The organism is Actinocorallia aurea (assembly GCF_054783995.1).
The window spans coordinates 377,687-401,768 of sequence record NZ_BAAGPQ010000002.1; the positions used below are offsets into that span (position 1 = coordinate 377,687).

Consider the following 24,082-nt stretch of genomic DNA (forward strand, 5'->3'; position numbering starts at 1 on the left):
CCATGCCCGGCGTCCCGATCCTCATGTACCACTCGGTCCGCGCCGATCCGCCGCCGGAGACCAAGGGCCTGTCGGTGGACCCGGGGATGTTCGCCGAACAGCTCGCCGTACTGCGGGACCGGGGGTTCACCCCGGTCCCGCTGTCCGGTCTGGCCGGCCTGCACGCGGCGCCGGGCAGCGGCCCGTACGCCGCGGTGCCCAAACCGGTCTGCATCACCTTCGACGACGGCTACGCCGACTTCCACTCCGAGGCGCTGCCCGTCCTTGCGACCTTCGGGTTCCCGGCCACGGTGTTCGTCACCACGGGCTGGCTCGACGACGCAGGACCGGACGCCGCGGGCCGTCCGCTCGACTCGATGCTCTCCTGGGCGCACGTCAAGGAGATCGTCGAGCACGGGATCGAGGTCGGCGCGCACAGCCACAGCCATCCGCAGCTCGACCAGCTCCCCGACGGGGCGCTGCACGACGAGCTGACCCGCAGCAGGCTGCTCCTGGAGGACTCGCTCCAGCGGCCCGTCAAGACGATGGCCTATCCCTACGGTTACTCCAGCGCTCGCGTCAGGCGGGCCGTGGCGCGCGCCGGATACGCCTCGGCGTATGTGGTCGCCAACGACATCGCGCAAGTGCGCTCCGGCTACGCGATCCCCAGACTGACGGTGCAGCGGTCCACCTCCCTTGGCCTTTTCGAGGAGATCGCCGAAGGGAGGCATGGGTTCTTCCGGGAGAAGGCACTGACCAAGGGGTACGCGCTCGTACGCCGCTCCAGGTACCTCTACCGGAAGACGATGCACCATGGCTGACCCCAAGGCCGCGAGCGCGGCCGGCGCCGCCGCGGCCGGCGAGGACATCGCCGGGCTCCTCGGACCCGAGCACGTCGGCCCTGCCCCGCGCGGGCCGCGGCTGGCATGGCTGCGCGGGGAGCTGGGCAACCCGCTGTTCCGCAACGCCTACGCGCTCATGCTCAACGGCGGCCTCACCGGGATACTCGGCCTCGGCTTCTGGATCGCCGCCGGGCACTTCTACGGGCCCGCCGACTTCGGCCGCAACGCCGCGGTCATCCAGGCCGTCATGTGCATCGGCGGCATCACCACGCTGAACTACGTGCTGATGCGCTTCATCCCGCAGGCGGGCCGCTCGTCCGGGCGGCTCATCCTCGCCACGTACCTGTTCGGCTCGGTCCTCGCCGTCCTGCTCGGCGTCGGCTTCGTGCTGTCGCTCGCCTGGTGGGACAGCGCCAACTACGACCACCTCGCCGACCCTGCGCACGCGATCCCGTTCATCGTCTTCATCGCCGCGTGGAACGTCTTCACCCAGCAGGACGCCGCCCTGACGGGGCTGCGCCACGCCGGATGGGTGCCGGTGAAGAACACCGCGTACGGGCTGGTGAAGTTCGTCGTCCTCGCCGGACTCGCCTGGACCCTCGCGCCGTCCGACGGCATCCTGCTCGCCACGATGGTCCCGGTGATCTTCCTGGTGCTGCCGATGGACTTCTTCGTCTTCCGGCGGCTCCTGCCCGAACACGTCGAGCTCACCAAGGACCGCCACCACACCCCGACGCCGCGCGAGATCGGCCGCTACCTCCAGGGCGACTTCATCGGCACGGTCGCCTCCCACTCGGCCATCAACTTCATTCCGCTGCTCGTCGCGGCGAAGGTCAGCGAGGCGGCCAACGGCTACTTCGCGATGGCCTGGATCTTCGGCCTCATGCTCGACCTGCTCGCGCTCAACATGGCGATGTCCCTCACCGTCGAAGGCTCGCACTCGGCCGACGACCTCGCCTCGACCACCCGCGACGCGCTGCGCCGCACCCTGATGCTGCTGGTGCCCGTCTCGCTGCTCGTCGCGCTCGCCGGGCCGTACGTGCTGAACCTTCCGTTCCTGTTCGGCCCGCGCTTCGGCGACGAGGCGGGGCTCGTCCTCGTCCTGCTGGCGCTGTCGACACTGCCGAAGGCGCTCATCGAGCTGTACGTCGGCGTGCTGCGGGTGCGGTCGCGGACCCGTCCCGTCGCGCTCATCCAGGTGCTCCGGTTCGCCGGAGTCGTCGCCGGCGTCGCCGTCTTCGTGCACGACGACCACCTGGCCGCCGTCGGCTGGTCGGTGCTGCTGGTGCAGACCGCGGTCGCGCTCACCGTGCTCCTCCCGCTGCGCCGCGCGGCCCGCGCCGGATCGACCGGCCCGCTGCCCGCCCAGGCGCAGTCCCCGGACTCCATCACCCCTCAGAACCCCGGCCACGACGTGCCGCAGTCTCCGACGGAGGATGGAAAGTGAGCGTGACGACCCGCTCGGCGTCCGAGCCAGAGGTCCTGCCCGCAGATCCGCTGGAGAAGCTGCCGGTCGTCCTGCTGAGCCTGTGCGTCGGGCTCGGCGCGGTCCTGTACTGGGTGCCGCTGCGCGGGGTCACCCCGCGCGACGCGAACGGCCTCGGCCTCATCAGCGTGCTCCCGGCGCCCACCCTGGTCGGCGCCGCAGTCCTCACCCTCACCTTCGTGGCGACGCTCGCGCTGCGCAGGGCCTCGCGGCCGCTCCTCGGCGCGCAGGTCGTCCTCGTCGTCTTCGCGCTGCACACGCTCGCCCAGATCATGGAGCCGGTGGCCCGGTTCCCCACCGTCTGGCAGCACGCCGGATTCATCGAGTTCATCACCCGCACCGGCAGCATCGGCACCAACCTCGACGCCCGCTTCTCCTGGCCCGCGTTCTTCGCGTTCGTCGGATTCGTGGCCAAGGCCGTCGGGGTCACCGACTTCAACCAGGTCTTCAAGTGGTCGCCGGTCGTCATCCAGCTGCTCTACCTGCTGCCGCTGGCGATGATCGTCCGGGTGATGAAGGCCAACTGGCGGGCCAAGTGGTTCGCCGTCTGGCTGTTCCCCGTCGCCAACTGGGTCGGCCAGGACTACCTCGCCCCGCAGGCGTTCGGGTACCTCGTCTACCTGTTCTTCCTGGCGATCCTGCTCACCTGGTTCCGGCCGGCGGTGCTGCGCACCCGGATCCGCGGCAAACGAGGCAGAGGCGACGAGCCGGGCAGGCTGTACTCGTTCTTCTTCGGACCGAAGACCCCCGGTGAGGAACCCGTCCGCGAGGTCGGCCTGTGGGAGCGCCGGTTCCTCGTGCTCCTGCTCGTCGTGCTGCTGCTCGTCGGCACCGCGGCGCACCAGCTCACCCCGTACCTGCTCATCGCCTCCTCGGCCGCGCTCGCGCTGGTCGGCCGCAACGAGCTGCGCGGGCTGCCGATCATCGGCGGGGTGATCTACCTGGCGTGGATCTCCTTCATGGCCTACGGCTACTGGGGCTACGACCCGAAGGGCACCCTGTTCGCGGGCGGCGGCAACCCCCTCCAGACGATCCTGGAGAGCACCTCGGGACGCATCGGCTTCGGCGACCCGGACCTCGGCATGATCCAGCGGCTCCGGATCGTCATCGTGCTCGTCGTCATGGCGCTCACCGTCATCGGGCTGCTGCGCCGCAGGTTCCGCGGCATCGACGACCGGGTCGCGCTGATCCTGCTCATCGTCCCGATCAGCTCGTTCGGCCTGCAGTCCTACGGCGGCGAGATCGCGCTGCGCACCTACATGTTCATGCTGCCCGGCGCGGTGTTCCTCGCCGCGTACGCGTTCTACCCCGACCCCAAGCCGGTCCCGGTGGTGCGTTCGGCGCCGCGCCGCCAGCGGCTGCGCCGGTGGGGTCCGACGGTCCTGGCGAGCACGTTCGCGGTGCTGCTCATGGGCGGGTTCCTCGTCGTGCGGTACGGCAACGAGGCGTTCGAGCAGGTCCGCCCCGGCGAGCTGCGCGCGATCGGCGCGATGCTGGACGACGCGGGCGGCAAACCGATCACCCTCGTGTGGATGTCCGGCGAGATCGTCACCCTGGAGGCGGCGTCGAGCCAGACGCCGCAGGGCCCGTGGGGCTACCGGAACTTCGAGGACTTCACCTACTCCGCGACGCACTTCGCCCAGGAGCCGTACCGGACCCGGATGCTGCAGAAGCCGCCGGTCGGGCCCACCAAGAGCGAGGCGCGCGAACGCCGCCCGAACGTCGCCGACGTCATCGCGGCCATGCAGGAGGAACCGGGCAGCTACCTGTACTCGTCTCGGACCAACGACACCTACCAGGTGCTCAACTTCGGCCTCGCTCCCGACTGGAACCAGCGGCTCATCGCCGAGGTGAAGGCCTCAGGCAAGTTCAAGGAGGTGTACGCGGGCGGCGACGCGTCGGTCTACAAGCTCGTCGAGCAGAAGGGCGAGCCGGCCGAGCGCCCCACCCCGACGGGCCTCGTCGTGGGCATCAGCAACTGGACCCCCGCGGGCCTCATCTACCTGCCCGTCCTCCTCGGCGTCCTGACCGCCCGCGAACTCCGCCGCATCCGCCTCACCCCCGACCAGTGGAGCCGCCTGCGCCCCTACACCGTGGTCGCCTTCCCCCTCTTCATCGGCTTCCTCGCCATCGTCATAGAACGCTTCATCACACTCAAGGGCATGCAATGACGACTCCCCCCTCCCCCGTCCTGACGACCGCGCCCTCCGTCGGGGTGGTCATTCCCACGCTCGATCGGCCTGCGCTGCTTCGGGAGACGTTGGAGTCGGTGCTGGGGCAGGAGTACGCGGGGGTGGTGAAGGCCGTCGTGGTCTATGACCGGAGTGAGCCGGATGGGACGCTGGAGTCGGACGACGCGTTGCGGCCGGTGCGGGTGCTGGCCAACGGACGGACGCCGGGGGCGGCCGGGGCGCGGAACACCGGGCTGCTGGCGGCGGAGACGGACTATGTGGGGTTCTGCGACGACACCGACCTCTTCCTGCCCGGCAAGATCGCCGCTCAGGTCGAGGTGCTGACCGCGGAGCCGGACACCGAAGTGGTCTGCTGCGGGCTGCGCCTGTTCGGCAGGACCATCGAGGAGACCGACCGGGGCGTCCCCCGGCCCCGCGTCACCCGGGAGGACCTCCTCGGCGGGCACAACCCCAACCTGCACCCGTCGGCGCTGCTGCTGCGCGCCTCCGCCGGACTGCTGTTCGACGAGGACATCCCGGGCAGCTACGGCGAAGACTACGAGTTCGTCCTGCGGGCCGCCGGACGCGCGCCCATCCGGCAGATCCCGTTCGTCGGACTGGGCCTGCGCTGGCACGAAGGCTCGTACTTCTCAGTGCTGAACAACGCGCCGCTCATCTCCGAGGCCGCGCAGTGGATGCTCGACCGGCACGACTTCCCGTGCAACGGCTACGCGCACTGGGCGGGCAAGGTCGCCTTCGCCGAGGCGGTGAGCGAACGCAAGGCGTCGGCGCTCAGGTGGATCGGGCGGACCATGGCGGCCCGGCCGCTCGACCCGCGGGCACTGCTCGCGCTCGCGGTCACCGCCGGTGTCCCGGCCTCCTTCATCATGAAGAACCTCGATCGGATCGGACGGGGCGTGTGAGTGCACTGCTGATTCTTGTGATGATCGCCGTTCCGGCGGTCTGCTTCGCCTGGCTGCTGCGCGGCCTCGACCCGCTCGGGAGGGCGATGGTCGGGGTGGCCGCGTCGCTCTGCCTGCTGGTCCTGGTGCCGCAGACCATGATCATCGTCAGGGCGTGGTCGCCGGTCGGCGGCCTCGCGGTGGTGGCCGGGATCTGCGCCTTCCTCGCGGCGGCGGCGTGGCTGCGGCGCCCGTCGACCGGTGCGGAGGCCGCCGCGGTGCCCGCCGCGCGCGCCGATGACGAAGACTGGATTTTCGACGAATAAGGCGAACTCCACGTGAACTGTGGTACTCCAACCGCTGAGGTGGGAGAGTCCCGCCGTCATCGACGGGAGCAGCCGTGTCCGAGTTCAACAGGGTGCAGGAGTTCAAGCAGAGCAGATCGGGGGCTCGCGCGCTGCGCGTGGGCCTCGCCGCGGCGGTCGCCGCGAGCGGTGTGCTCGCGGTCTCCGCGGTGCCCGCTGCGGCCGCGCCGAAGAAGTGCTACACGGGCCAGTGGGTGACCACCGGCCTCAAGGCGAAGATCACCGGTAGGTCCAACGAGACCAAGAAATTTCAGAACGTCTCCTACCAGGGCATGGCGGGCATCAAGCTGAAGCTGCACCCGACCAAGGGCCTGGTCTACGACTTCACCGGCTCCAAGCGCGAGACGTTCGCGGGCGTCGACGTCAACGGCAAGAAGGTCGCGGGCTGGGAGAAGCTGACCGGTGTCCTGAACCTGCCCGCGAAGATCACCGGTGACATGAAGGGCACCATCACCAGCCGCAACAAGAAGGCGAACGGTCCCGCGACCGGCACGGGCATGAACACCAAGCCCGTGCAGGCCTCCTGGGGCACCTGGAAGGTGAAGGACCACGCGAAGATCGGCCACTTCGACACCCCCGTGGTGAAGAAGGCGACCTTCACCTGCACCCCGGGCAAGAAGCTCGTGATCAAGGACGTCCGCAAGTGGGACACCTTCACCGAGACCCTGACCATGAACTTCAAGCCCAAGAAGAAGGCCTAGCTCCCGGCCTGACGACATGGCCCGTCCGTACCCGGGCCTCCTCCGCCGCCGAAGGCGCCCCCACCGCGGGGCGCCTTCGGCGTCTCCGGGGCCGGTGAAGGCTCCTCGGGGCGGGTGCGCGGGCCGACCCCGTCCGTCGCGCGGTGCTCGCGAGATGGGACCCTTGACCCTGTGAGCACGGTCATCACCGGCATCGGGGAACTCCTGACCAACGCGGGGCGGCGGGGAGAGCCGGAGATCCTGAAGGACGCGGCGGTCGTCATGGAGGGCGGCCGGATCGCGTGGGTGGGCGACGCGAAGCGCGCGCCCGCCGCCGACGAGCGCTTCGACGCCGGGGGGCGGGCCGCGCTGCCCGGGTTCGTCGACTCACACGCGCATCTGGTGTTCGCCGGGGACCGCGGGCAGGAGTTCGCGGCGCGGATGTCGGGCCGCGCCTACTCCGCGGGAGGCATCCGGACGACCGTCGAGGCCACCCGCGACGCCGAGGACGACGTGCTGCGCGCGAACGTGGCCCGGCTCGTCGCCGAGATGGCCCGGCAGGGCACGACGACCGTCGAGTGCAAGTCCGGCTACGGGCTGACCGTCCGGGACGAGGTCAGGTCGCTGCGGATCGCCGGGGAGATGGCCGACGAGGTGACGTTCCTCGGCGCGCACGTGGTGCCCGAGGGCATGGACACCGACTCCTACGTCTCCCTCGTCTGCGGCGAGATGCTGGAGGCGTGCGCGCCGTACGCGGACTGGATCGACGTGTTCTGCGAGCGCGGCGCGTTCGACGGCGACCAGACCCGGGAGATCCTGCGCGCGGGCGTCGCGGCGGGCCTGCGGCCGCGGCTGCACGCCAACCAGCTCGGCCCGGGGCCCGGGGTCCGGATCGCGGTCGAGTTCGACGCGGGCTCGGCCGACCACTGCACGTTCCTGACCCGGGCCGACGTCGACGCGCTCGCCGCGTCCCGCACCGTCGCGACCCTGCTGCCGGCCGTCGAGTTCGCCACCCGCCAGCCCTACCCCGACGCCCGGGGCCTGCTGGACGCGGGCGTCGCCGTCGCGCTGGCCACCGACTGCAACCCCGGCTCCTGCTACAGCTCCTCGATGCCGTTCTGCGTCGCACTGGCCGTCCGCGAGATGGGCATGACCCCCTTGGAGGCCGTCCAGGCCGCGACCCTGGGCGGCGCCCAGGCGCTGCGCCGCGACGACATCGGCCACCTGGTCCCCGGCGCCCGCGCCGACCTCCAGATCCTCGACGCCCCCTCCCACCTCCACCTCGCCTACCGCCCCGGCGTCCCCCTCACCGTCGCCGTCTGGAACGCCGGCCAGCGGATGCGCTAACGGTAGCGGCGGCCGATGCGGATGAGGGGGTCGGCGCGGGTGAGGTAGTCGACGGCGAGGACTTCGGCCACGAAGAGGACGTGGTCGCCGGCGGGGATGCGCAGGCGGGTCTCGCATTCGAGGGCGGTGAGGCCGTCCTCGATGATGAGGGCTTCGGAGCGGCGGCCGCGGTGGTGGGGCTGGCCCGCGAGCAGGAGGCGGGCCGACGGCCTGCCTTCGGCGGCGAAGCGGCCCGCCAGGGCGCGCTGGGCGGCGCTCAGCACCGTCACCGCCCAGGCGGGCCTGCGGTGCAGCACCTCGCACAGGTAGGACGCGGCGGCCACGCCGATCATCAGCATCGGCGGGTCGAGCGAGACCGAGGCGAACGAGGTGACGGTCGCGCCGATGTCGTCGCGGCCCTCGCTGACCGTGACGACCGTGACGCCGGTCGCGAAGGACCCCAGCGCCGCGGTGAAGTCCTGCGAGGAGATCACCAGCGCAGATCCCCGGGCATGACCAGCGGGCCGGCCGTCGGGAAGCCGAGCCGGGCGGCGGCGCCGGCGAGCGAGCCCCACGCCTCGAAGCGGGCGGTCGCGGCGGTCCTGTCGTCGCTGGACTCCGGCGGGCGGAACCTGTCGAGCGGCGAGACGTGCGGGAACGACCGGACCGGGGCGTCGGCGGGCAGGCGGGCCTTGCGCCGGGCGAGGTCGAGGGTGTGGTCGAGGCCGCCGAGCTCGTCGACGAGGCCGCGCTCGGCGGCGTCGGCGCCGGTCCAGACGCGGCCGCGGGCCAGGCTCTCGATCTTCGCCAGTTCCATGCCGCGGCCCTGGGCGGCCTTCGCGGTGAAGTCGGCGTAGATGCGGTCGAGTGAGGTGTTGATCCGCGCCCACTCGCCTTCGGAGAAGTCCCGGACGGTGCTGTGCATCGCGGCGTGGTCGCCGAAGGCCGCGGCGCCGAAGCCGACGCCGAGCCGCTCCAGCAGCCCGGTGACGACGGGCTTGCCGGTGTAGACGCCGATCGAGCCGGTGAACGTGCCGGGCTGGGCCACGATCGTGTCGGCGGCCATGGCGACGAAGTAGCCGCCGGAGGCCGCGACGTTGCCCATGGAGACCAGGACGGGCTTGCCGGCGCGGCGGGCGAGGATCACCTCGCGCCAGATGACGTCGGAGGCCACGTAGGAGCCGCCGGGGCTGTTGACCCGCAGCACGATCGCCTTGGTCTTCTCGTCGCGCACGGCCGCGCGCAGCGCGGCGGCGAGGGTGTCGGAGCCGACGGCGCCGCCCTGGCCGGGCACGGGCCCGCGGCCGGAGCGGCCGAGCCGGATCATGCCCTGCGCCTGGATCAGCGCGATCCCGTCGGCGGGCTTGCGCGGCACCCGGTCGGCGAGGCCCGCCCGGGCGTAGCGTGCGACGTACAGTAGCCGGGCGTCGGGTCCGGCGGCCTCGCGGACGCGGGCGTAGACCTCGTCGCGGTAGCAGAGCTCGTCGACGAGGCCCGCGTCCAGCGCCTCGGACGCCAACAGGGGGGCCCGGTCCACGAGGGCGCGGACGTCTTCCTCGCTCAGCCCGCGCGAGGCCGCCACCCCGCCGGTGAACTGCTCGCCGACGGAGGCGACGAGCCGCTCGGAAGCCTCGGCGTGCTCTTCGGTGTAGTGGTTCTCCAGGAACATGTTCGGCGCGGTCTTGTACTCCGCGCGACGCCCGAAGCTAAAGGAGATGCCCGCTTTGTCCAGAGCGTCCTTGACGAACGGCTCGGACAGCGCGAACCCGGTGATGCCCACGTCGCCCGACGGCTGGAGGCACACCCGCTCGAAGGCCGAGGCCAGGTAGTAGGCGGGGGTGCCCTGGCCGGACTCGCCGAACGTCTCGGTCCAGGCGACGGTGAGCTTGCCCGCCGCGCGCAGGCCCGCGACGGCGTCGCGCAGCTCCTGGGCGAGGGCGATCCCGACCGGCCCGTTGATCCGGGCGACGAGCGCCTTGACGCGCGGGTCGGTGCGGGCCTTGCGCAGGCCGTCGAGGACGTCGCGCAGGTGGGTCCGCCGAATCGACATCAGCGCGCTGACGGGGTCGGGCGGGGAGCCCTCGACCAGCCCCTCGGACAGGTCGAGTTCGAGGATCAGCGGAGCGTTGCGGCGGTCGCGCAGCTCCTTCACCGGGCCGAGGGCCGTGAGCGTGTCGAGTCCTTTGAACGCCATGGGTCAAACCCTACGCGCCCGCGCCACCCGCCAGACCGCGCTGGAAGGCCTTGTTGGGGGTCGTGCTGGCCGTGGCGGAGGCCGCGACGGCGCCGTCGGGGTCGACGAGCCGAGCTGCGCAGACCGTCCGGCGGCGGCCGTGGTGGGTGACGGTCCCGATGACGCGGTAGGGCACGCCCTTCTGGACGGTGCGCAGGTAGTCGACGTTCAGGTTCAGGGTGAGCTGGGGGATGAAGTGCTCGCCGAGGCTGGCCGCGGCCAGTCCGACGGCGTTGTCGAGAACGAGGGCGATGAAGCCCCCGTGGGCGCTGCCGCCCGGGTTGCACAGTTTCTCCTCGGGCGTCCAGCCGAGCACGACCCGGCCCGGGTCCGCCTCCAGGACGCGGTCTCCGACGTAGTCCGAGACGCCGCCGAGGCCTTGGCCGATCCGCCCGTCGGCCAGGGCGCGCAGGACTTCGGCCCCCGACAGGGTCTTCCACAGTTCGAATTCGCTTGCCACGAGCGCAGCGTAACCGCTCACTTATGCCAGGTCGGCGGCCGGGGCGGGCCGGGCGGCCGGTCAGGAGTCGCGCTGCACAGTTCCGTCGCCGCCCGCGCCGTCGCCGCCGGTGTAGGCGAGCTGCGCGGTGCCGTCGGAGGCCGTCGTCATCACCAGGGTGCCGCTGGGGCAGGTGCCCGCCGCGTGACTCAGCTCCAGGTCGACGCTGGCGGCCGTGGCCTTGGTCACGGTGACCGTCCCCGAGCACAGGGCGCCGTTCTCCAGCTCGGACTGGCCCGAGCCCTGGCCCTGGAACAGGGTGATCTTGGCGCGGTAGTACACGTCGCCCGCGGCCGCCTTGACCGTCAGGCCGCCCGACCAGTTGCCGGCGAGGGCCGCGGGCACCACGTACGCGCCGTCGCCCCCACCTCCCCCGCCGCCGCCCTGGCCGTTCGGGGAGTCCTCGGCGAAGGCGAAATAGGCGCCCGCGGCCACCAGGCCCGCGACGAGCACACCCGCCACGGTCTTGCCGACCCAGGCGGACCCCCGGCGCGGCCCCTGCTGCGGGGTGAACGGCTGAGGAGTGAACGGCTGGGGCGTGAACGGCTGGGGGGTCGCCACTCCGACGGGGGTCGGCGGGAACGTGGTGGGCGGGAACGTCGCGGGAGGCGGGGGGAACGAGTGGCCGTCACCGGCCTGGCCGGGCCACGGGCCGACGCCCGGGTGGAAGGCCCCCGGCGGCGTCATGGGCGGCGCGAAGGGCAGCGGCCCGGAGGCGTCGCCGTGCGGGACGTCGGCCTCCAGCGCGGACTCCAGCCTGTCGCGGAGCTGGCGGGCGGTCGGCCGGCGCAGCGGGTCCTTGTCGAGGCAGGTCAGGAGCAGCGGGGCGAAGTCGGCGAGGCCGTCGCCGAGGCGCGGCTCGGCGTGCATGACCCGGCCGAGGATCGCCGCGACGTTGGAGCCGTCGTCGTCGAACGGGCCGAAGGGAGCGTGGCCGGTGGCCGCGAAGACCATGGTGCAGGCCCAGGCCCAGATGTCGGACGCGCGCGAGGCCTGCTCCTCGCGCAGCAGTTCGGGCGCCAGGTAGGACGGGGTGCCCATGAGCTGGGGGCGGGTGTGGTGGTCGACGTGCCGGGCGATGCCGAAGTCGACGACGCGCGGCCCGTCGCGGCCGAGCAGCACGTTGGCGGGCTTGAGGTCGCGGTGCACGATCCCCGAGCCGTGGATGGTCACCAGGGCCTGCGCGGTGAAGATCATCAGCCGCTCCAGGTCGCCGTCGCGCAGCGGGCCCGCCTCGGCGACCCGGTCGAACAGCGACGGCCCGTCGACGTACTCGGTGACGATGTAGGGGCGCGGGCCCTCGAAGTCGAAGCCGATGACGCGGGCGATGCAGAACCGCAGCCGCACCTGGAGCGCGGAGTTCATCTCGCGTTCGAGCCTGCGGCGGGCCTCGGCGTCGGTCGCCTTGAGCACCTTGACGGCGACGAGCTCAGGTGAGTCGGCGGAGCGGCCTAGGTAGACGATGCCCTGCCCGCCTTCGCCCAGCCGTTCGAGCAGAGTGAAACGCCCGAGTTCGCGTGGATCGTCGGGCCTGAGTGCTTCGCCCATGGTCCCTCCTGGTTTGCAGGTATCCAACCAAGCGATCGAGAGGGCCGCAACCACCCGACGCCCTTCCGTGATCAAGCGTGTTCTCCTGCCGTCACCCTTACGCTGCCGACATGCGCACCGTGCTGATCGTCGACGCCGCCAACGTCATGGGATCCCGTCCGGACGGGTGGTGGCGGGACCGCCTCGGCGCCGCGCGAAGGCTCCGGGACTCCCTCGCCGGGCTCGGACCGGTCTCCTTCGGGCCCGAGGAGCCCGTCCAGGCCGAGGTCGTCCTCGTGGTGGAGGGGGCGGCGCGGAGCCTTCCGGGGATCGAGGGCGTCACGGTGGTGGCCGCGCCGGGCAGCGGCGACGACACCATCACCGACCAGGTCGGCGCGTTCGGCGACCCGGACGGCGACCCGCCGGTCCGGTACGTGGTCGTCACCGCCGACCGGGGGCTGCGCGCCCGGGTCCAGGCCCGCGGCGCCGAGGTCGCCGGGCCCCGCACCCTGCTCGACCGGCTCGGCTGACGCGCCGGACCGCCCGTCAGAGGTCGATCGCGTAGTCGAGCACGACCCGGTCGGCCGGGATGACGATGTCGCGGCACACCTCCAGCACCCGCTCCCCCGCCATCATCCGCCGCGTGACGGTGATGACGGGCACGCCCGCGCCCATCCGGAGCGTCTCGGCCTCCTCGCGCGAGGGCATCCGCGAGCGCACCGACTCCTCCACCCGGGTCGCCGGATGGCCGAGGTAGGCCAGCTGGGCGGGGGTGCCGCCGGGCCACGGCTCGCGCGCGGGATCGGCGACGGGCGTGCCCGCGACGAAGTCCCAGGGCAGATAGTTCACCGAGATCTGCTGCGGCTCCTCGCGGGCGAAGAACACGAACCTGCGGCGCAGGAGGGCGGTTCCGGCGGGCAGCCCGAAGAGCGCGGCGAGTTCGGGATCCGCGCCGACCCTGCGGTAGCGCCGCTCCAGCCGGTAGTCCGCCCACTCGATCCGCTGGTCGCGGGTGAAGGACGTCGCGGGCTCGGCCGGCGGGGGGTCGGCGGCCTCCGCCCTGTAGCGGTCCATCGCGACCCGCCGGACGGTCGGCCTTGTGCGCACGACCGTGCCGCCGCCCCGCCGCGTCTCCACCAGTCCCTCCGCGCCGAGCACCGCGACGGCCTGCCGGACGACGATCTGGGAGACCTCGTGCCGGGCCGCCAGCTCGACGAGCGTCGGCAGTTTCGTCCCCGGGGCATACGCACCGGAACGAATTCCTTCGCGCAGTTCGTCCGCGATCTTGAGATATGCCGGTCTCGGCACGCGCCACCTCCTCACAGCCACCGCCTCACCCGAGGGAAACGTTCCGGTTACCTGCGGCTTGACGGTTCATCTCGCACGTATCACTTTTGTATACGGAATGTATTGATCGGGGAAGGGACCGGGCGATGGGAGACTTCGCGGATCTGAAAGCGCTGATCGAGGCGGCATATCCGGGATGGCAGGTCTGGCGGAGCGACGCGGGCCGCTGGTACGCGACGAGAACGGGGGACCTCTCCGACGCCCAACTCCAGGCGGGATTGGCCATGACCCTCGCGTCGGACGACGAACCGGGCCTGCGTGAGCTTCTCGCCGACCAGGCGACGAAAAATAACGAGGACGGCGAAACCTAGGAAAACGGCCACTTCCGGCGCGGGGTGCGGGGTCCGGTATGGCTGATCGCTTTCCGGGCAGAGTCTCGGTACCGTGGGTAATTGAACCGTACTTTCCGGGTAAGCCATTCCGGCTGTGAATCCGGGTGAACCAGGGCGGCGGTCCGGCGTTCATACACGGGGAAAGCACAATCCGACTCTGGAGGCACCGTGCAAGGCCACCCTTCGCCGCCGCAGATCCGCAACGCGACAGCTCCCAGGCGCGGCCGGCACGGTCGCAGGAGACCGCTGTGGATCATCGCGCTCGCCGCCCTCGTCACCGGAGCCGCCGTCGCGTCCCTCGTCCTGTACGTCCTCGGCGGCGGCGAGGAGGACCCGGCGCGGCAGCCCGGCGGGGTCGGGGTGGCCCAGGTCGGGCAGATCAGCGCCGGACTTCCCGGTGACTGGACGAACTGGGGCTTCACCCACACCCAGACCAGCCTGGAGACCACCCCGTCGGCCAAGGCCGCCGTGCGCGAGGTGCCGATGCTCCAGGTCCAGCACATCATGGGGTTCGGCGCCGACAACCCCCAGCTCACTCCCGGCCGCTACGACTGGAGCTCCCTCGACCGCCGGATGAAGGACATCAAGGACACCGGCGGCGTCCCGATGCTCACCCTGTGCTGCGCGCCCGACTGGATGAAGGGCGGCCCCGAGGGCGCCACCGACTGGAGCCACCTGGAGGACTCCCCGCTCCCCCAGTTCTTCGACGCGTTCGCCGCCCAGGCCGCCGAGGTCGCCCGCCGCTACCCGGACGTCAGGTACTACTTCGTCTGGAACGAGTTCAAGGGCTTCTTCAACCAGGACGCCAACCGCTGGGACTTCGAGGGCTACACGCAGCTCTACAACAAGGTGTACACCGCGCTGAAGAAGGTCGACCCGGACCTCCAGGTGGGCGGCCCCTACATCCCGGTGAACTCCTACGCCGACGCGCACTCCGCGGCGTCCCGGAGCCTCCGCGGCGAATGGGGCGCCGCCGACCAGCGCGCGATGACCGCCGTCGAGTACTGGCTGGAGCACAAGAAGGGCGCCGACTTCGTGGTCGTCGACGGGTCCTCGCTGCCCGAGGACCGCACCGCCCACGAGGACCCGTTCCGCGACAACGCCAAGTTCGGCGCGGTCACCGAATGGCTGCGCGGCAAGACCGACCTGCCGGTCGTGTGGGCCGAGTGGTACACCGAGCCTGAGGACTCCGGCTGGTCCTCCTCGAAGCTCGCCGCGGTCCAGGCCGACGCGATGATCCGGTTCGCCGCGTCCGGCGCGGCCGGCGCCCTGTACTGGAGCCCGCAGGGCATCGCCAACTGCACGAGCTGTCTGTGGAACGCCAGGGGCGAGGCGCTGCCGCCGCTGGAGCTGCTCCAGAACTTCGTCCGCGCGTTCCCGCCCGGCACGGAGCTGCGCAAGACGGAGGTGTCCGACCCCCAGATCCACAGCCTCGCCTCCGGCACCGACCTCCTGGTCGTCAACACCTCCGAGTCCGCGGTCAGCGCCACCGTCGACGGCGCGCCCCTCGACCTCCAGCCCAACGAGATCAGGTGGATCAAGCTATGAGCACAGCCGCGGACCTCGTCGGCACGGAGTTCTGGGGGCGGCCGCACGCCGAGCGGCACGCGGAGTTCGCCCGGCTGCGGAGTCTGAACGCGCCGGTGTACTACGCCGAGCCGCGGATTCCGCTGGTGCGGGCCGGCAAGGGGTTCTACGCGCTGGTCAGGCACGCCGACGTGGTGGAGGCCAGCCGGAACACCAAGGTGTTCTCCAGCGAGCCGGCGGCGACGTCGCCGGAGCCGCCGCCGTGGATCGCCGCGCTGTTCGGCAGGCCGATGGTGAACATGGACGATCCGCGGCACGGGCGGCTGCGCCGGATCGTCTCGCGGGCGTTCAGCCCCAAGATGCTCGCCGACCTCGCCGACGACATCCAGGCGACCGCCACGGGGATCGTCGACGACGTCCTGCGCGACGGCCCCGCGGACTTCGTCGAGCAGGTCGCGGCCCGCCTGCCGATCGAGGTCATCTGCGCGATGATGGGCATCCCGCCCGAGCAGCGGCCCTACGTCCTCAAGCGCATCGACGTCATGACCGAGTACTCCGGCGTCCGCGGCTCCCTGTTCAGCCCGCGCACGCTGCGGCTGCTCGGCGGGAACCTCAAGGCGATCGTCGACCTGCACCGGCTGGTGGCGAAGATGGGCCGGGAGCGGCGCGGGAACCCGCGCGGCGACCTCGTGTCCGCGCTGGTCAACGCGAACGTCGACGGCGAGGCCCTCACCGTCAGGGAGCTGGGCTCCTTCTTCGACCTGCTGCTCGTCGCGGGCAACGAGACCACCCGCAACGCGCTGTCGCACGGGCTCCGGCTGTTCACCGAGAACCCCGACCAGCGCGCCTATCTGCTCGCCGACTACGACGCGCGGATCGGCCCGGCCATCGAGGAGATCGTCCGGTACGTCTCGCCGATCATCCAGTTCCGGCGCACCCTCAAGGAGCCGTACACGCTCGGCGGCCACGAGTTCCAGGCCGGCGACAAGGTCGTGCTGTTCTACCAGGCGGCCAACCGCGACCCCGAGGTCTTCCCCGACCCGGACGCCTTCGACGTCTCCCGCTCGCCCAACCCGCACGTCGGGTTCGGCGGCCCCGGCGCCCATCTGTGCCTGGGCGCGAACCTCGCCCGGATGGAACTGAAGATCATGTTCCGCGAGCTGTTCACCCGCCTCCCGGAGCTCCGCACCAAGGGCGACCCGGAGCTCCTGCTCTCCAACTTCGACAACGGCGTCGTCAGGCAGGCCTTCGACTTCTGAGACCGCCCCGTCCTTGCGGCCGTGCCCTCCGGGGCGCGGCCGGAGGCGTCCCTAGCCCTTCCAGACCTCGCGGATGGCCGCGTCCAGGTCGGCCTCCAGGGTCGGCAGGAGGAGGTGGCGGCCGTCGCGGACGACGGTGCGGCCGGAGACGACGACGTGGGTGATGTCGGTCGGCGCCGCGGCGAAGACCACGGTGGCGGCCGCGGTGGCGAGGTCGGTGCCGGCGAGGGCGACCGAGTCCAGGGCGACGGTGACGAGGTCGGCGCGGGCGCCCGGCTCCAGCCGTCCCGCGTCCGGCCAGCCGAGCGCCTCGTGCCCGGTGGACGTGGCCGCGGTGAGCAGTTCGAAGGCGGTGAACGAGCCGCGCTGGCCGCTCTTCAGCCGCTCGCCCCACTCGACCGAGCGGGCCTCGGCGAACATGTCGACGAGCGCGTGCTGGTCGGTGCCCAGGCTGAGGTCGCATCCGCCGTCGCGCAGCGCCGCCGCCGGGCCGATCCCGTCGGCGAGGTCGCGTTCGGTCGTCGGGCACAGGCACACCCCGGTCGACGTGCCCGCCAGCAGGTCGAGGTCGGCGGCCGTGACGTGGGTGGCGTGCACCACGACCGTGCGGGGGCCGAGCGCGCCCGCCTCGGCGAGCAGCCGGGCGGGCGAGATGCCGTGCTCGGCCAGGCACTCCTCGTTGTCGGCGCGCTGCTCCGACAGGTGCAGGTGCAGCGGGGCCGCGTGGTCGCGGGCCCAGGCCGCGGCGATCGGGATCTGCTCGCGCGGGACGGCCCGCACCGAGTGGACCGCCGCGCCGATCCTGGCGTGCGGCCGGCGCAGGGCCCGCGCGCGCAGCGCCGACACCCGCCGCGCCCAGATCCGCGCGTCGCCGTCGCTGAACCGCAGCTGCGCGCCGTCCAGGTCGCGGCCGTAGCCGCCGCGCAGGTACAGCGCGTCGAGCAGGGTGATCCGGACGCCCGCCTCCGACGCCGCGTCCAGCAGCGCCTCCCCCATCGCGTTGGGGTCGGCGTAGGGCGTGCCGTCCGGGCCGTGGTGGAGGTAGTGGAACTCCCCCACGCAGGCGATCCCCGCGCGGGCCATCTCCCCGTAGACGGCCCGCGCCAGCGCGAAGTACGTCTCGGGCGTCAGTCTCTCGGCCACCGAGTACATCAGCTCACGCCACTTCCAGAACGTGGCGGCGCCGTGCTGGGCCCTGCCGCGCAGCGCCCGGTGGAAGGCGTGCGAGTGCGTGTTCGCGAAGCCCGGGAGGGTGAGGCCGTGGAGCGGGTAGGCGTCCGACGGGCGGGGCGTGCCGGGGCGGATCGCGGTGAACCTGCCGCCGGAGGCCTCCAGCAGGACGTCGGCGGCCAGTCCGTCCCCGGTCCAGGCGAGGTCCGCGTGCCAGCGCATCACGCCGCCGCCAGATCGCGCAGGACGGCGGCCAGCGCGGCCACCCCGGCCAGGCAGTCCGCCTCGGTGACGTGCTCCTCGGGGGCGTGGGAGACGCCCGTCGGGTTGCGCACGAAGAGCATCGCGGTCGGCAGCCGGGAGGCGAGGATGCCCGCGTCGTGGCCGGCCGCCGTCGGCAGCACGGGCGCGCCGCTGAGGACGGCGAGGATCCTCTTGCGGAGGTCGGCGTCGAAGTCGACGAGCGGCGTGTAGGACTCGGGGGTGAGGCCGAAGTCGACCCCATGGTAGGCCGCGGCCAGCGAGACCCGCTCCCGGATCTCCGCGACGGTCGCGCGCACCACCTCGTCTCCGGGGCCGCGCGCGTCGAGCCAGGCCGTCACGTGCGAGGCGATGACGTTGGTGCCGCCGGGCAGCGCCCTGACCCGTCCGACGGTCGCGCGGGCGCCGTGCCGTTCCGCGGCCTCGCGCGCGGCGATGACGGCGTGCGCGAACGGCTGCATCGGGTCGTGCCTGTCCTCCAGGCGGGTGGAGCCCGCGTGGTCGCCGCGCCCGGCGAAGTCCATGCGCCAGCGGCCGTGCGGCCAGATCGCCCCGGCCACCCCGATGGGGACGTCCAGGGCCCGGCCCTGCTCGACGTGGAGTTCCACGAAGCAGCCGATCCTGCCGAGCAGTCCGTCATCACGGCCTATCTCGTCGGCGCCGCCATCGTCGGTGGCGCGATCGTCGGAGACGGTCTCGGCGAAGGTCGTGCCGGAGGAGTCGGTGAGGACGCGCGCCCGGTCGGGGTCGATCTCGCCGGCCAGCAGGCGCGAGCCGAGGCAGGCGACACCGAACCTGGCGCCCTCCTCCTCGGCGAACGCGGCGACGCCGATCGGGTGGCCCGGCCGGAACCCCTCGGCGCGCAGCAGGTCGATCGCGGCGAACGCCGAGACGATGCCGAGCGGGCCGTCGAAGGCGCCGCCGCCGGGCACCGAGTCGAAGTGGCTGCCGGTCAGGACGGCCTGCCCCCTGCCCTCGGACCACCAGGCGAACAGGTTGCCGTTGCCGTCCCGCTCCACCTCCATGCCGCGCCGCTCGGCCTGCTCGGCGAACCAGGCCCGGCAGCGCAGCTCCGGCTCCGTCCACGCCTGGCGGAAGTAGCCGCCGGTGCCGTCGTCGCGGCCGATCGGCAGCAGCGACGCCCACAGTTCCGTGAAGGTCACCCTTCATCCCTCCATCGGAAGACGCACGCCGCGCTCGGCGGCGACCTCGCGGGCCCGGTCGTACCCGGCGTCCGCGTGCCGGACGACGCCGAGGCCCGGGTCGTTGGTGAGCACCCGCTCCAGCTTGCGGGCGGACAGGGCGCCGCCGTCGGCGACGCAGACCTGGCCCGCGTGCACCGACTTGCCCACGCCGACGCCGCCGCCCTCGTGGATCGACACCCAGGAGGCGCCGGATGCGGTGTTGAGCAGGGCGTTGAGCAGCGGCCAGTCGGCGATCGCGTCGGAGCCGTCGGCCATCGCCTCGGTCTCGCGGTAGGGCGAGGCGACCGAGCCGCAGTCGAGGTGGTCGCGGCCGATCACGAGCGGCGCGGTGATCTCGCCGCGCGCGACCATCTCGTTGAACCGCAGGCCCGCCTCGGCCCGCTCGCCGTAGCCCAGCCAGCAGATGCGCGCGGGCAGGCCCTGGAACCTGACGCGCCGGCCCGCGAGCCGGATCCACCTCCCGAGCGCCTCGTCGCGGGGGAACAGGTCGAGGACCGCCCGGTCGGTGGCCGCGATGTCGGCCGCCGAACCGGACAGGGCGGCCCACCGGAATGGGCCCTTGCCCTCGCAGAAGAGCGGCCTGATGTAGGCCGGGACGAAACCCGGGTAGTCGAACGCCCGCTCGTAGCCGCCCAGCCTCGCCTCGGCGCGCAGCGAGTTGCCGTAGTCGAACACCTCGGCGCCGGCGTCCTGGAACCCGACCATCGCCTCGACGTGCCGGGCCATCGAGGCGCGGGCCCGGCGGGTGAAGCCCGCGGGGTCGTCCTTTCGCAGCTCGGCCATCCGCTCGAACGGGACGCCCTCGGGCAGGTAGCGCAGTGGGTCGTGGGCGGACGTCTGGTCGGTGACGATGTCGACGGGGGCGCCCGCGGCCAGCAGGTCGGGCAGGACCTCGCAGGCGTTGCCGAGCACACCGATCGACAGCGCTCTGCGCTCGTCGCGCGCCTGGACGGCGAGTTCCATCGCCTCGGCGACGGTGAGGACCTGGACGTCGCAGTAGCCGCCCTCGACCCTTCGGTCGATCCGGGACGGGTCGCACTCGACGCAGATCGCCACGCCGCCGTTCATGGTGACGGCCAGGGGCTGCGCGCCGCCCATCCCGCCGAGCCCCGCCGTCAGGGTGATGGTCCCGGCGAGGGAGCCGTCGAAGCGCTTGCGGGCGACCGCGGCGAAGGTCTCGTAGGTGCCCTGGAGGATGCCCTGGGTGCCGATGTAGATCCACGACCCGGCGGTCATCTGGCCGTACATGGTGAGGCCGAGCGCCTCGAGCCTGCGGAACTCATCCCAGGTCGCCCATTCCGGGACGAGATTGGAGTTGGCGATGAGGACGCGCGGCGCCCACTCGTGCGTCTGGAACACCCCGACGGGCTTTCCGGACTGCACCAGCAGGGTCTCGTCCTCGGCGAGGTCCGTCAGCGATCTGACGATCCCCTCGTAGCAGGCCCGGTTCCTCGCCGCCTTGCCCGTTCCGCCGTAGACGATGAGGTCGTCGGGGTGCTCGGCGACCTCGGGGTCGAGATTGTTGTCGAGCATCCGCAGGGCCGCCTCCTGGGGCCAGCCCCGGGCGGTCAGGATCGTGCCGCGCGCTGCGCGCACGGGGAAGTGGCTCATCGCGTCCTCCTACGCCAGCGGTCCGGTGACGGCCTCTGCGGCTTCGAGCAGGGTGCCCCGTCTGACGAGCCGCACGGCGGCCTCTATCTCGGGGGCGAGGAAGCGGTCCGGCCCGGGCGGGAGGACCCGGTGGCGCAGCGCGGCGGTGGCCGCGGCGGTCGCGGGCGCGGCCCGCAGCGGGGCGCGCAGGTCAAGGGCGCGGGCCGCGGTGAGGATCTCGACGGCGAGCACCCGGGCGAGGCCGTCGATCGCGCGACGCAGCTTGCGGGCGGCGTTCCAGCCGAGCGAGACGTGGTCCTCCTGCATCCCCGACGACGGCAGCGAGTCGACGGACGCGGGGACCGCGAGCCGCTTCAGCTCGGCGACGATGGACGCCTGCGTGTACTGGGCGATCATCATCCCGGAGTCCACGCCAGGGTCCTCGGCGAGGAAAGGGGGCAGGCCCGCCGAGCGGGCGCGGTCCAGCATCCGGTCGGTCCGCCGCTCGGACATCGAGGCGAGGTCGGCGACGGGGATGGCGAGGAAGTCGAGCGCGTAGGCCAGCGGGGCGCCGTGGAAGTTCCCGTTCGACTCGACCCTGCCGTCGGGCAGGACCACGGGGTTGTCGATGGAGGCCGCGAGTTCCCGTTCGGCTATCGCGACGGCGTGCGCGAGGGTGTCGCGGGCGGCTCCGGCGACCTGCGGGGCGCAGCGCATCGAGTAGGCGTCCTGGACGCGGTTGCAGTCGGGCCCGCGGTGCGAGGCCATGATCATCGAGCCGGAGAGCAGCGCCCTGAGGTTCGCGGCGGAGACCGCCTGGCCGGGGTGCGGGCGCAGGGCCTGGAGGTCCGCGGCGAACGCCCGGTCGGTGCCGAGCAGGGCCTCGACGCTCATCGCCGCGGCGAGGTCGGCGGTGCGCAGCAGCAGCCGCAGGTCCGCGACGGCCAGGGCCAGCATGCCGAGCATGCCGTCGGTGCCGTTGATGAGGGCGAGCCCTTCCTTGGCGGCCAGTTCCACCGGCCGCAGGCCCGCGGTCTCCAGCGCGGCCGCGGCGGGGACGACCGCGCCGGACGCGTCGCGCACGTCGCCCTCGCCGGTGAGCGCCAGCGCGCAGTGCGCGAGCGGGGCGAGGTCGCCCGAGCAGCCGAGCGAGCCGTACTCGCCGACGACGGGGGTGATCCCCGCGTTGATCATCGAGGCGAGGGTGAGCGCGGTCCGCGGGCGGATGCCGGTGTGCCCGCTGGCCAGCGTGGAGAGCCGGAGCAGCATCATCGCGCGGACCACCTCGCGCTCCACCTCGGCGCCGCTGGTGGCGGCGTGCGAGCGGACGAGCGAGATCTGCAGGCGCACCCGCTGGGCCGGGCCGATGTGCCGGGTGGCGAGCGCGCCGAATCCGGTCGAGATACCGTAGACCGGAGTGGACCGGGCGGCCTGCTCCTCCACCCTCGCGCGCGCCTCGGCCATCACGGCGAGCGCGTCGGCGGTCAGGCCGACCAGTGCGCCGTGCCGGGCCACGGCGACGACCTGCTCCAGGGTGAGCGGGCCCGTGCCGACCTCGATCAGCGGGTGTCCGGCCCGCGCTGCCCCCATGTCCCTAGTCCTGCCCGGATGGGCGGACCCGACACACCGACCCGCCCGCAGGATGCTTGGAGCGACGAAAAGGAGCTCGAAAAGTCCTGTCCTGTTCACTTATGCCCCGCTGAGCGACCATAGTTAGGCGGGTGGATCGGAAGGTGGCGCAGCGAGCGCCGGCCGACGACGCCGAGCTCTCGGCGGCGGTAGGCGCGGCGCAGCAAGGGGACGAGGCGGCTTTCCGGTGCGTCTACCAGGACCTCCAACCCAGACTGCTGCGCTACCTGCGCGCTCTGGTCGGGGAGGACGCGGAGGACATCGCGTCGGAGGCCTGGCTGCACATCGTGAAGGACCTTCCGTCGTTCCGCGGCTCCTACGATGGTTTCCGCGGCTGGGCGACGACGATCGCCCGCAACCGCGCCCTCGACCATGTCAGGATGCGGCAGCGACGGCCCCGCGCCGACACGCAACTGGAAGAGCTGGCCGGGGTCGCGGGCGACGAGGACACCGCGCTGCGCGCGCTCGACGGCCTGGGCACCGAACGGGCGCTGCGGCTCATCATGCGGCTGCCGCGCGACCAGGCCGAAGCGGTGCTGCTGCGGGTCGTCATCGGGCTCGACGCCAAAACCGCAGGCCAGGTGCTCGGCAAGCGGGCCGGAGCGGTGCGGACCGCCGCCTACCGCGGGCTCAAAAAACTCGCCGGAGAAATCCAGTGACACTTCCGACCCACCTGACGCTGAGAAGAGTGAGATGAACGCCAAACGGATCAGCCGAAGGGCCGCCGAGCAGATGCTCGGCGGTGATTCGGCAGGCCATCAGGGCCCTCTCGCCGATCTGCTCGCAGCGGCGGCCGCACCCGGCCGGACCGAGGAGCTGGTCGGTGAGGCCAAGGCCTTGGCGGCCTTCCAGGAGGCGTATCCCGACGGACCGAAGATCGACCTCGACTCCGCCGCAGCACGGTGGGACGAGCAGGAAAGGGCGAAGTCATCATCGCTGGCAGCCGTACTCAGCCGCAGGTCGGCCCGAGCCTGGAGCATCAGGATCTTCGGGACGGTCCTCGTGGTGGGCGCGGTCGGCGGCGTGGCGATCGCGAGCAACGGGGTGCCCGGCCGCAATCCGGCGTCCGCCCCCAAGACGCCGAAGCCCTCGATGACCGCCCCGCAGCTCACCCGCAAGCAGGCCCCGGCCCCCTCGCCGCAGCCCACCGCGCAGTCGTCGCTGGTGGAGATGTGCCGCACGCTGATCGACGGCGAGGGCCGCAAGCAGCTGGAGCCCTTCATCAAGGCGGCCGGCGGCAGGCAGAAGGCGCTCGCCCTCTGCAAGGCGCTGGTCACCGGGCAGGGCGGGGAGCCCGTCCAGTGGCCGGAGGACTGGCCCGGCATGAAGGACTGGCCCACGGCGCTGCCGTCCTGGCCGCGGGAATGGCCGGGCGCGGACCGCACGGACCGGCCCAAGAAGCCGAAGCACGCCAAGCCGCACAAGACCCCCTCCTCGGAACCTCCCTGGTACTCCGGCCTGGAGGACGACTGACCCCATGACCCCGGGCCCGTCCGCGGGCCCCCGACCACAACTGAAGACTCCGGACACCCACGACGGGTTCTGCCCCCGTTCCCGTCAGCCCGGGGTGTCCGGTACCGCCGGAGATCTCCTAGCGCCCTCCGGTCCGGGTGGTGCAGCGTTCCCATGTGCGAGCGGCCGCCCGGTCGCGCGAAGGATCGCCGGCGGAGGAAGCCGTGTTCGCGGACTTTGCCCGGGTCCGCGAACACGGCTCACCGTTTTCAGCCGGTCGGCCGATCAGGGGTGGTCGGC

The 24,082-nt window shown here is 72.4% G+C and carries 22 protein-coding genes; 13 read left to right on the forward strand and 9 right to left on the reverse strand.

Annotated features, from left to right (window positions below):
- The first annotated feature begins 2 nt into the window (after positions 1-2).
- From ACYVOM_RS01965 to hutI, 7 genes are all read left to right on the forward strand, one after another.
- A complete protein-coding gene (locus ACYVOM_RS01965; RefSeq protein ID WP_460301439.1) occupies positions 3-800 on the forward strand; it encodes a polysaccharide deacetylase family protein in 798 nt (265 codons plus the stop codon).
- Positions 793-2,268: a lipopolysaccharide biosynthesis protein gene (locus tag ACYVOM_RS01970; RefSeq protein ID WP_460301440.1), complete on the forward strand. Its 1,476-nt coding sequence runs from the start codon at positions 793-795 to the stop codon at positions 2,266-2,268. Before ACYVOM_RS01965 ends, ACYVOM_RS01970 begins: the two co-directional genes overlap by 8 nt.
- Positions 2,265-4,478: a hypothetical protein gene (locus tag ACYVOM_RS01975; RefSeq protein ID WP_460301441.1), complete on the forward strand. Its 2,214-nt coding sequence runs from the start codon at positions 2,265-2,267 to the stop codon at positions 4,476-4,478. The genes ACYVOM_RS01970 and ACYVOM_RS01975 overlap by 4 nt, the downstream gene beginning before the upstream one ends.
- Positions 4,475-5,401, forward strand: coding sequence for a glycosyltransferase family 2 protein (locus tag ACYVOM_RS01980; protein ID WP_460301442.1), 927 nt, complete (start codon positions 4,475-4,477; stop codon positions 5,399-5,401). The genes ACYVOM_RS01975 and ACYVOM_RS01980 overlap by 4 nt, the downstream gene beginning before the upstream one ends.
- A gap of 20 nt (positions 5,402-5,421) precedes the next feature.
- Complete coding sequence (locus ACYVOM_RS01985; protein WP_460301443.1) at positions 5,422-5,706, forward strand: hypothetical protein; 285 nt, start codon at positions 5,422-5,424, stop codon at positions 5,704-5,706.
- Between the two features lie 74 nt (positions 5,707-5,780).
- On the forward strand, positions 5,781-6,446 hold the full coding sequence (locus tag ACYVOM_RS01990) for a hypothetical protein (RefSeq protein WP_460301444.1): 666 nt from the start codon (positions 5,781-5,783) through the stop codon (positions 6,444-6,446).
- A 171-nt stretch (positions 6,447-6,617) separates the two neighbouring features.
- On the forward strand, positions 6,618-7,772 hold the full coding sequence (gene hutI, locus ACYVOM_RS01995; RefSeq protein ID WP_460301445.1) for an imidazolonepropionase: 1,155 nt from the start codon (positions 6,618-6,620) through the stop codon (positions 7,770-7,772).
- Here the strand turns inward: hutI and ACYVOM_RS02000 are convergent.
- From ACYVOM_RS02000 to ACYVOM_RS02015, 4 genes are read right to left on the reverse strand one after another with little or no spacing between them, the layout of a single operon-like run.
- Positions 7,769-8,245, reverse strand: a complete 477-nt coding sequence (locus tag ACYVOM_RS02000; protein WP_460301446.1) for a flavin reductase family protein — start codon at positions 8,243-8,245, stop codon at positions 7,769-7,771. The genes hutI and ACYVOM_RS02000 overlap by 4 nt on opposite strands.
- Complete coding sequence (gene sppA / locus ACYVOM_RS02005; RefSeq protein ID WP_460301447.1) at positions 8,242-9,945, reverse strand: signal peptide peptidase SppA; 1,704 nt, start codon at positions 9,943-9,945, stop codon at positions 8,242-8,244. The genes ACYVOM_RS02000 and sppA overlap by 4 nt, the downstream gene beginning before the upstream one ends.
- 10 nt (positions 9,946-9,955) lie before the next feature.
- Positions 9,956-10,444, reverse strand: a complete 489-nt coding sequence (locus ACYVOM_RS02010; protein ID WP_460301448.1) for a PaaI family thioesterase — start codon at positions 10,442-10,444, stop codon at positions 9,956-9,958.
- Between the two features lie 60 nt (positions 10,445-10,504).
- Positions 10,505-12,031 carry a serine/threonine-protein kinase gene (locus ACYVOM_RS02015; RefSeq protein ID WP_460301449.1) on the reverse strand — a complete coding sequence of 509 codons (1,527 nt, stop codon included), beginning with the start codon at positions 12,029-12,031 and terminating at the stop codon, positions 10,505-10,507.
- A gap of 110 nt (positions 12,032-12,141) precedes the next feature.
- Between ACYVOM_RS02015 and ACYVOM_RS02020 the strand changes: the two genes are divergently transcribed.
- The gene (locus ACYVOM_RS02020; RefSeq protein ID WP_460301450.1) at positions 12,142-12,540 is read left to right on the forward strand and encodes an NYN domain-containing protein; all 399 of its coding nucleotides are present in this window, start codon (positions 12,142-12,144) and stop codon (positions 12,538-12,540) included.
- A 16-nt stretch (positions 12,541-12,556) separates the two neighbouring features.
- On the opposite strand, the gene ACYVOM_RS02025 is transcribed toward ACYVOM_RS02020, so the two are convergent.
- On the reverse strand, positions 12,557-13,318 hold the full coding sequence (locus tag ACYVOM_RS02025; RefSeq protein ID WP_460301451.1) for a GntR family transcriptional regulator: 762 nt from the start codon (positions 13,316-13,318) through the stop codon (positions 12,557-12,559).
- 125 nt (positions 13,319-13,443) lie between these two features.
- Here ACYVOM_RS02025 and ACYVOM_RS02030 point away from each other — a divergent pair, with 125 nt between their 5' ends.
- The 3 genes from ACYVOM_RS02030 to ACYVOM_RS02040 all read left to right on the forward strand — a co-directional run bounded on the left by ACYVOM_RS02030 (position 13,444) and on the right by ACYVOM_RS02040 (position 16,475).
- Positions 13,444-13,668, forward strand: coding sequence for a hypothetical protein (locus ACYVOM_RS02030; protein ID WP_460301452.1), 225 nt, complete (start codon positions 13,444-13,446; stop codon positions 13,666-13,668).
- 189 nt (positions 13,669-13,857) lie between these two features.
- Positions 13,858-15,237, forward strand: a complete 1,380-nt coding sequence (locus ACYVOM_RS02035) for a GH39 family glycosyl hydrolase (RefSeq protein ID WP_460301453.1) — start codon at positions 13,858-13,860, stop codon at positions 15,235-15,237.
- A complete protein-coding gene (locus ACYVOM_RS02040; protein ID WP_460301454.1) occupies positions 15,234-16,475 on the forward strand; it encodes a cytochrome P450 in 1,242 nt (413 codons plus the stop codon). The genes ACYVOM_RS02035 and ACYVOM_RS02040 overlap by 4 nt, the downstream gene beginning before the upstream one ends.
- 51 nt (positions 16,476-16,526) lie before the next feature.
- Here ACYVOM_RS02040 and ACYVOM_RS02045 read toward each other — a convergent pair whose 3' ends face one another.
- The 4 genes from ACYVOM_RS02045 to hutH are packed head-to-tail and all read right to left on the reverse strand — an operon-like array spanning position 16,527 to position 22,291.
- Entirely contained in the window at positions 16,527-17,867 is a 1,341-nt protein-coding gene (locus tag ACYVOM_RS02045) for a formimidoylglutamate deiminase (RefSeq protein ID WP_460301455.1), read from the reverse strand.
- Complete coding sequence (locus ACYVOM_RS02050) at positions 17,867-19,069, reverse strand: allantoate amidohydrolase (protein ID WP_460301456.1); 1,203 nt, start codon at positions 19,067-19,069, stop codon at positions 17,867-17,869. The genes ACYVOM_RS02045 and ACYVOM_RS02050 overlap by 1 nt, the downstream gene beginning before the upstream one ends.
- Positions 19,070-19,072: 3 nt before the next feature.
- Positions 19,073-20,722, reverse strand: a complete 1,650-nt coding sequence (gene hutU, locus ACYVOM_RS02055; RefSeq protein WP_460301457.1) for a urocanate hydratase — start codon at positions 20,720-20,722, stop codon at positions 19,073-19,075.
- A 9-nt stretch (positions 20,723-20,731) separates the two neighbouring features.
- Complete coding sequence (hutH, locus tag ACYVOM_RS02060; protein WP_460301458.1) at positions 20,732-22,291, reverse strand: histidine ammonia-lyase; 1,560 nt, start codon at positions 22,289-22,291, stop codon at positions 20,732-20,734.
- A 143-nt stretch (positions 22,292-22,434) separates the two neighbouring features.
- Here hutH and ACYVOM_RS02065 point away from each other — a divergent pair, with 143 nt between their 5' ends.
- A complete protein-coding gene (locus ACYVOM_RS02065; protein WP_460301459.1) occupies positions 22,435-22,989 on the forward strand; it encodes an RNA polymerase sigma factor in 555 nt (184 codons plus the stop codon).
- Positions 22,990-23,023: 34 nt separating this feature from the next.
- Positions 23,024-23,803: a hypothetical protein gene (locus tag ACYVOM_RS02070; RefSeq protein ID WP_460301460.1), complete on the forward strand. Its 780-nt coding sequence runs from the start codon at positions 23,024-23,026 to the stop codon at positions 23,801-23,803.
- The last annotated feature ends 279 nt before the right edge of the window (positions 23,804-24,082 follow it).

What these genes read in the sequence shown, in the direction of transcription:
- ACYVOM_RS01965 (WP_460301439.1), top strand. Translation starts at nt 3, where the DNA reads ATGCCCGGCGTCCCGATCCTCATGTACCACTCGGTCCGCGCCGATCCG.
- ACYVOM_RS01970 (WP_460301440.1), top strand. Translation starts at nt 793, where the DNA reads ATGGCTGACCCCAAGGCCGCGAGCGCGGCCGGCGCCGCCGCGGCCGGC.
- ACYVOM_RS01980 (WP_460301442.1), top strand. Translation starts at nt 4,475, where the DNA reads ATGACGACTCCCCCCTCCCCCGTCCTGACGACCGCGCCCTCCGTCGGG.
- ACYVOM_RS01985 (WP_460301443.1), top strand. Translation starts at nt 5,422, where the DNA reads ATGATCGCCGTTCCGGCGGTCTGCTTCGCCTGGCTGCTGCGCGGCCTC.
- sppA (WP_460301447.1), bottom strand. Translation starts at nt 9,945, where the DNA reads ATGGCGTTCAAAGGACTCGACACGCTCACGGCCCTCGGCCCGGTGAAG.
- ACYVOM_RS02015 (WP_460301449.1), bottom strand. Translation starts at nt 12,031, where the DNA reads ATGGGCGAAGCACTCAGGCCCGACGATCCACGCGAACTCGGGCGTTTC.
- ACYVOM_RS02020 (WP_460301450.1), top strand. Translation starts at nt 12,142, where the DNA reads ATGCGCACCGTGCTGATCGTCGACGCCGCCAACGTCATGGGATCCCGT.
- ACYVOM_RS02030 (WP_460301452.1), top strand. Translation starts at nt 13,444, where the DNA reads ATGGGAGACTTCGCGGATCTGAAAGCGCTGATCGAGGCGGCATATCCG.
- ACYVOM_RS02040 (WP_460301454.1), top strand. Translation starts at nt 15,234, where the DNA reads ATGAGCACAGCCGCGGACCTCGTCGGCACGGAGTTCTGGGGGCGGCCG.
- ACYVOM_RS02045 (WP_460301455.1), bottom strand. Translation starts at nt 17,867, where the DNA reads ATGCGCTGGCACGCGGACCTCGCCTGGACCGGGGACGGACTGGCCGCC.
- hutU (WP_460301457.1), bottom strand. Translation starts at nt 20,722, where the DNA reads ATGAGCCACTTCCCCGTGCGCGCAGCGCGCGGCACGATCCTGACCGCC.
- hutH (WP_460301458.1), bottom strand. Translation starts at nt 22,291, where the DNA reads ATGGGGGCAGCGCGGGCCGGACACCCGCTGATCGAGGTCGGCACGGGC.
- ACYVOM_RS02070 (WP_460301460.1), top strand. Translation starts at nt 23,024, where the DNA reads ATGAACGCCAAACGGATCAGCCGAAGGGCCGCCGAGCAGATGCTCGGC.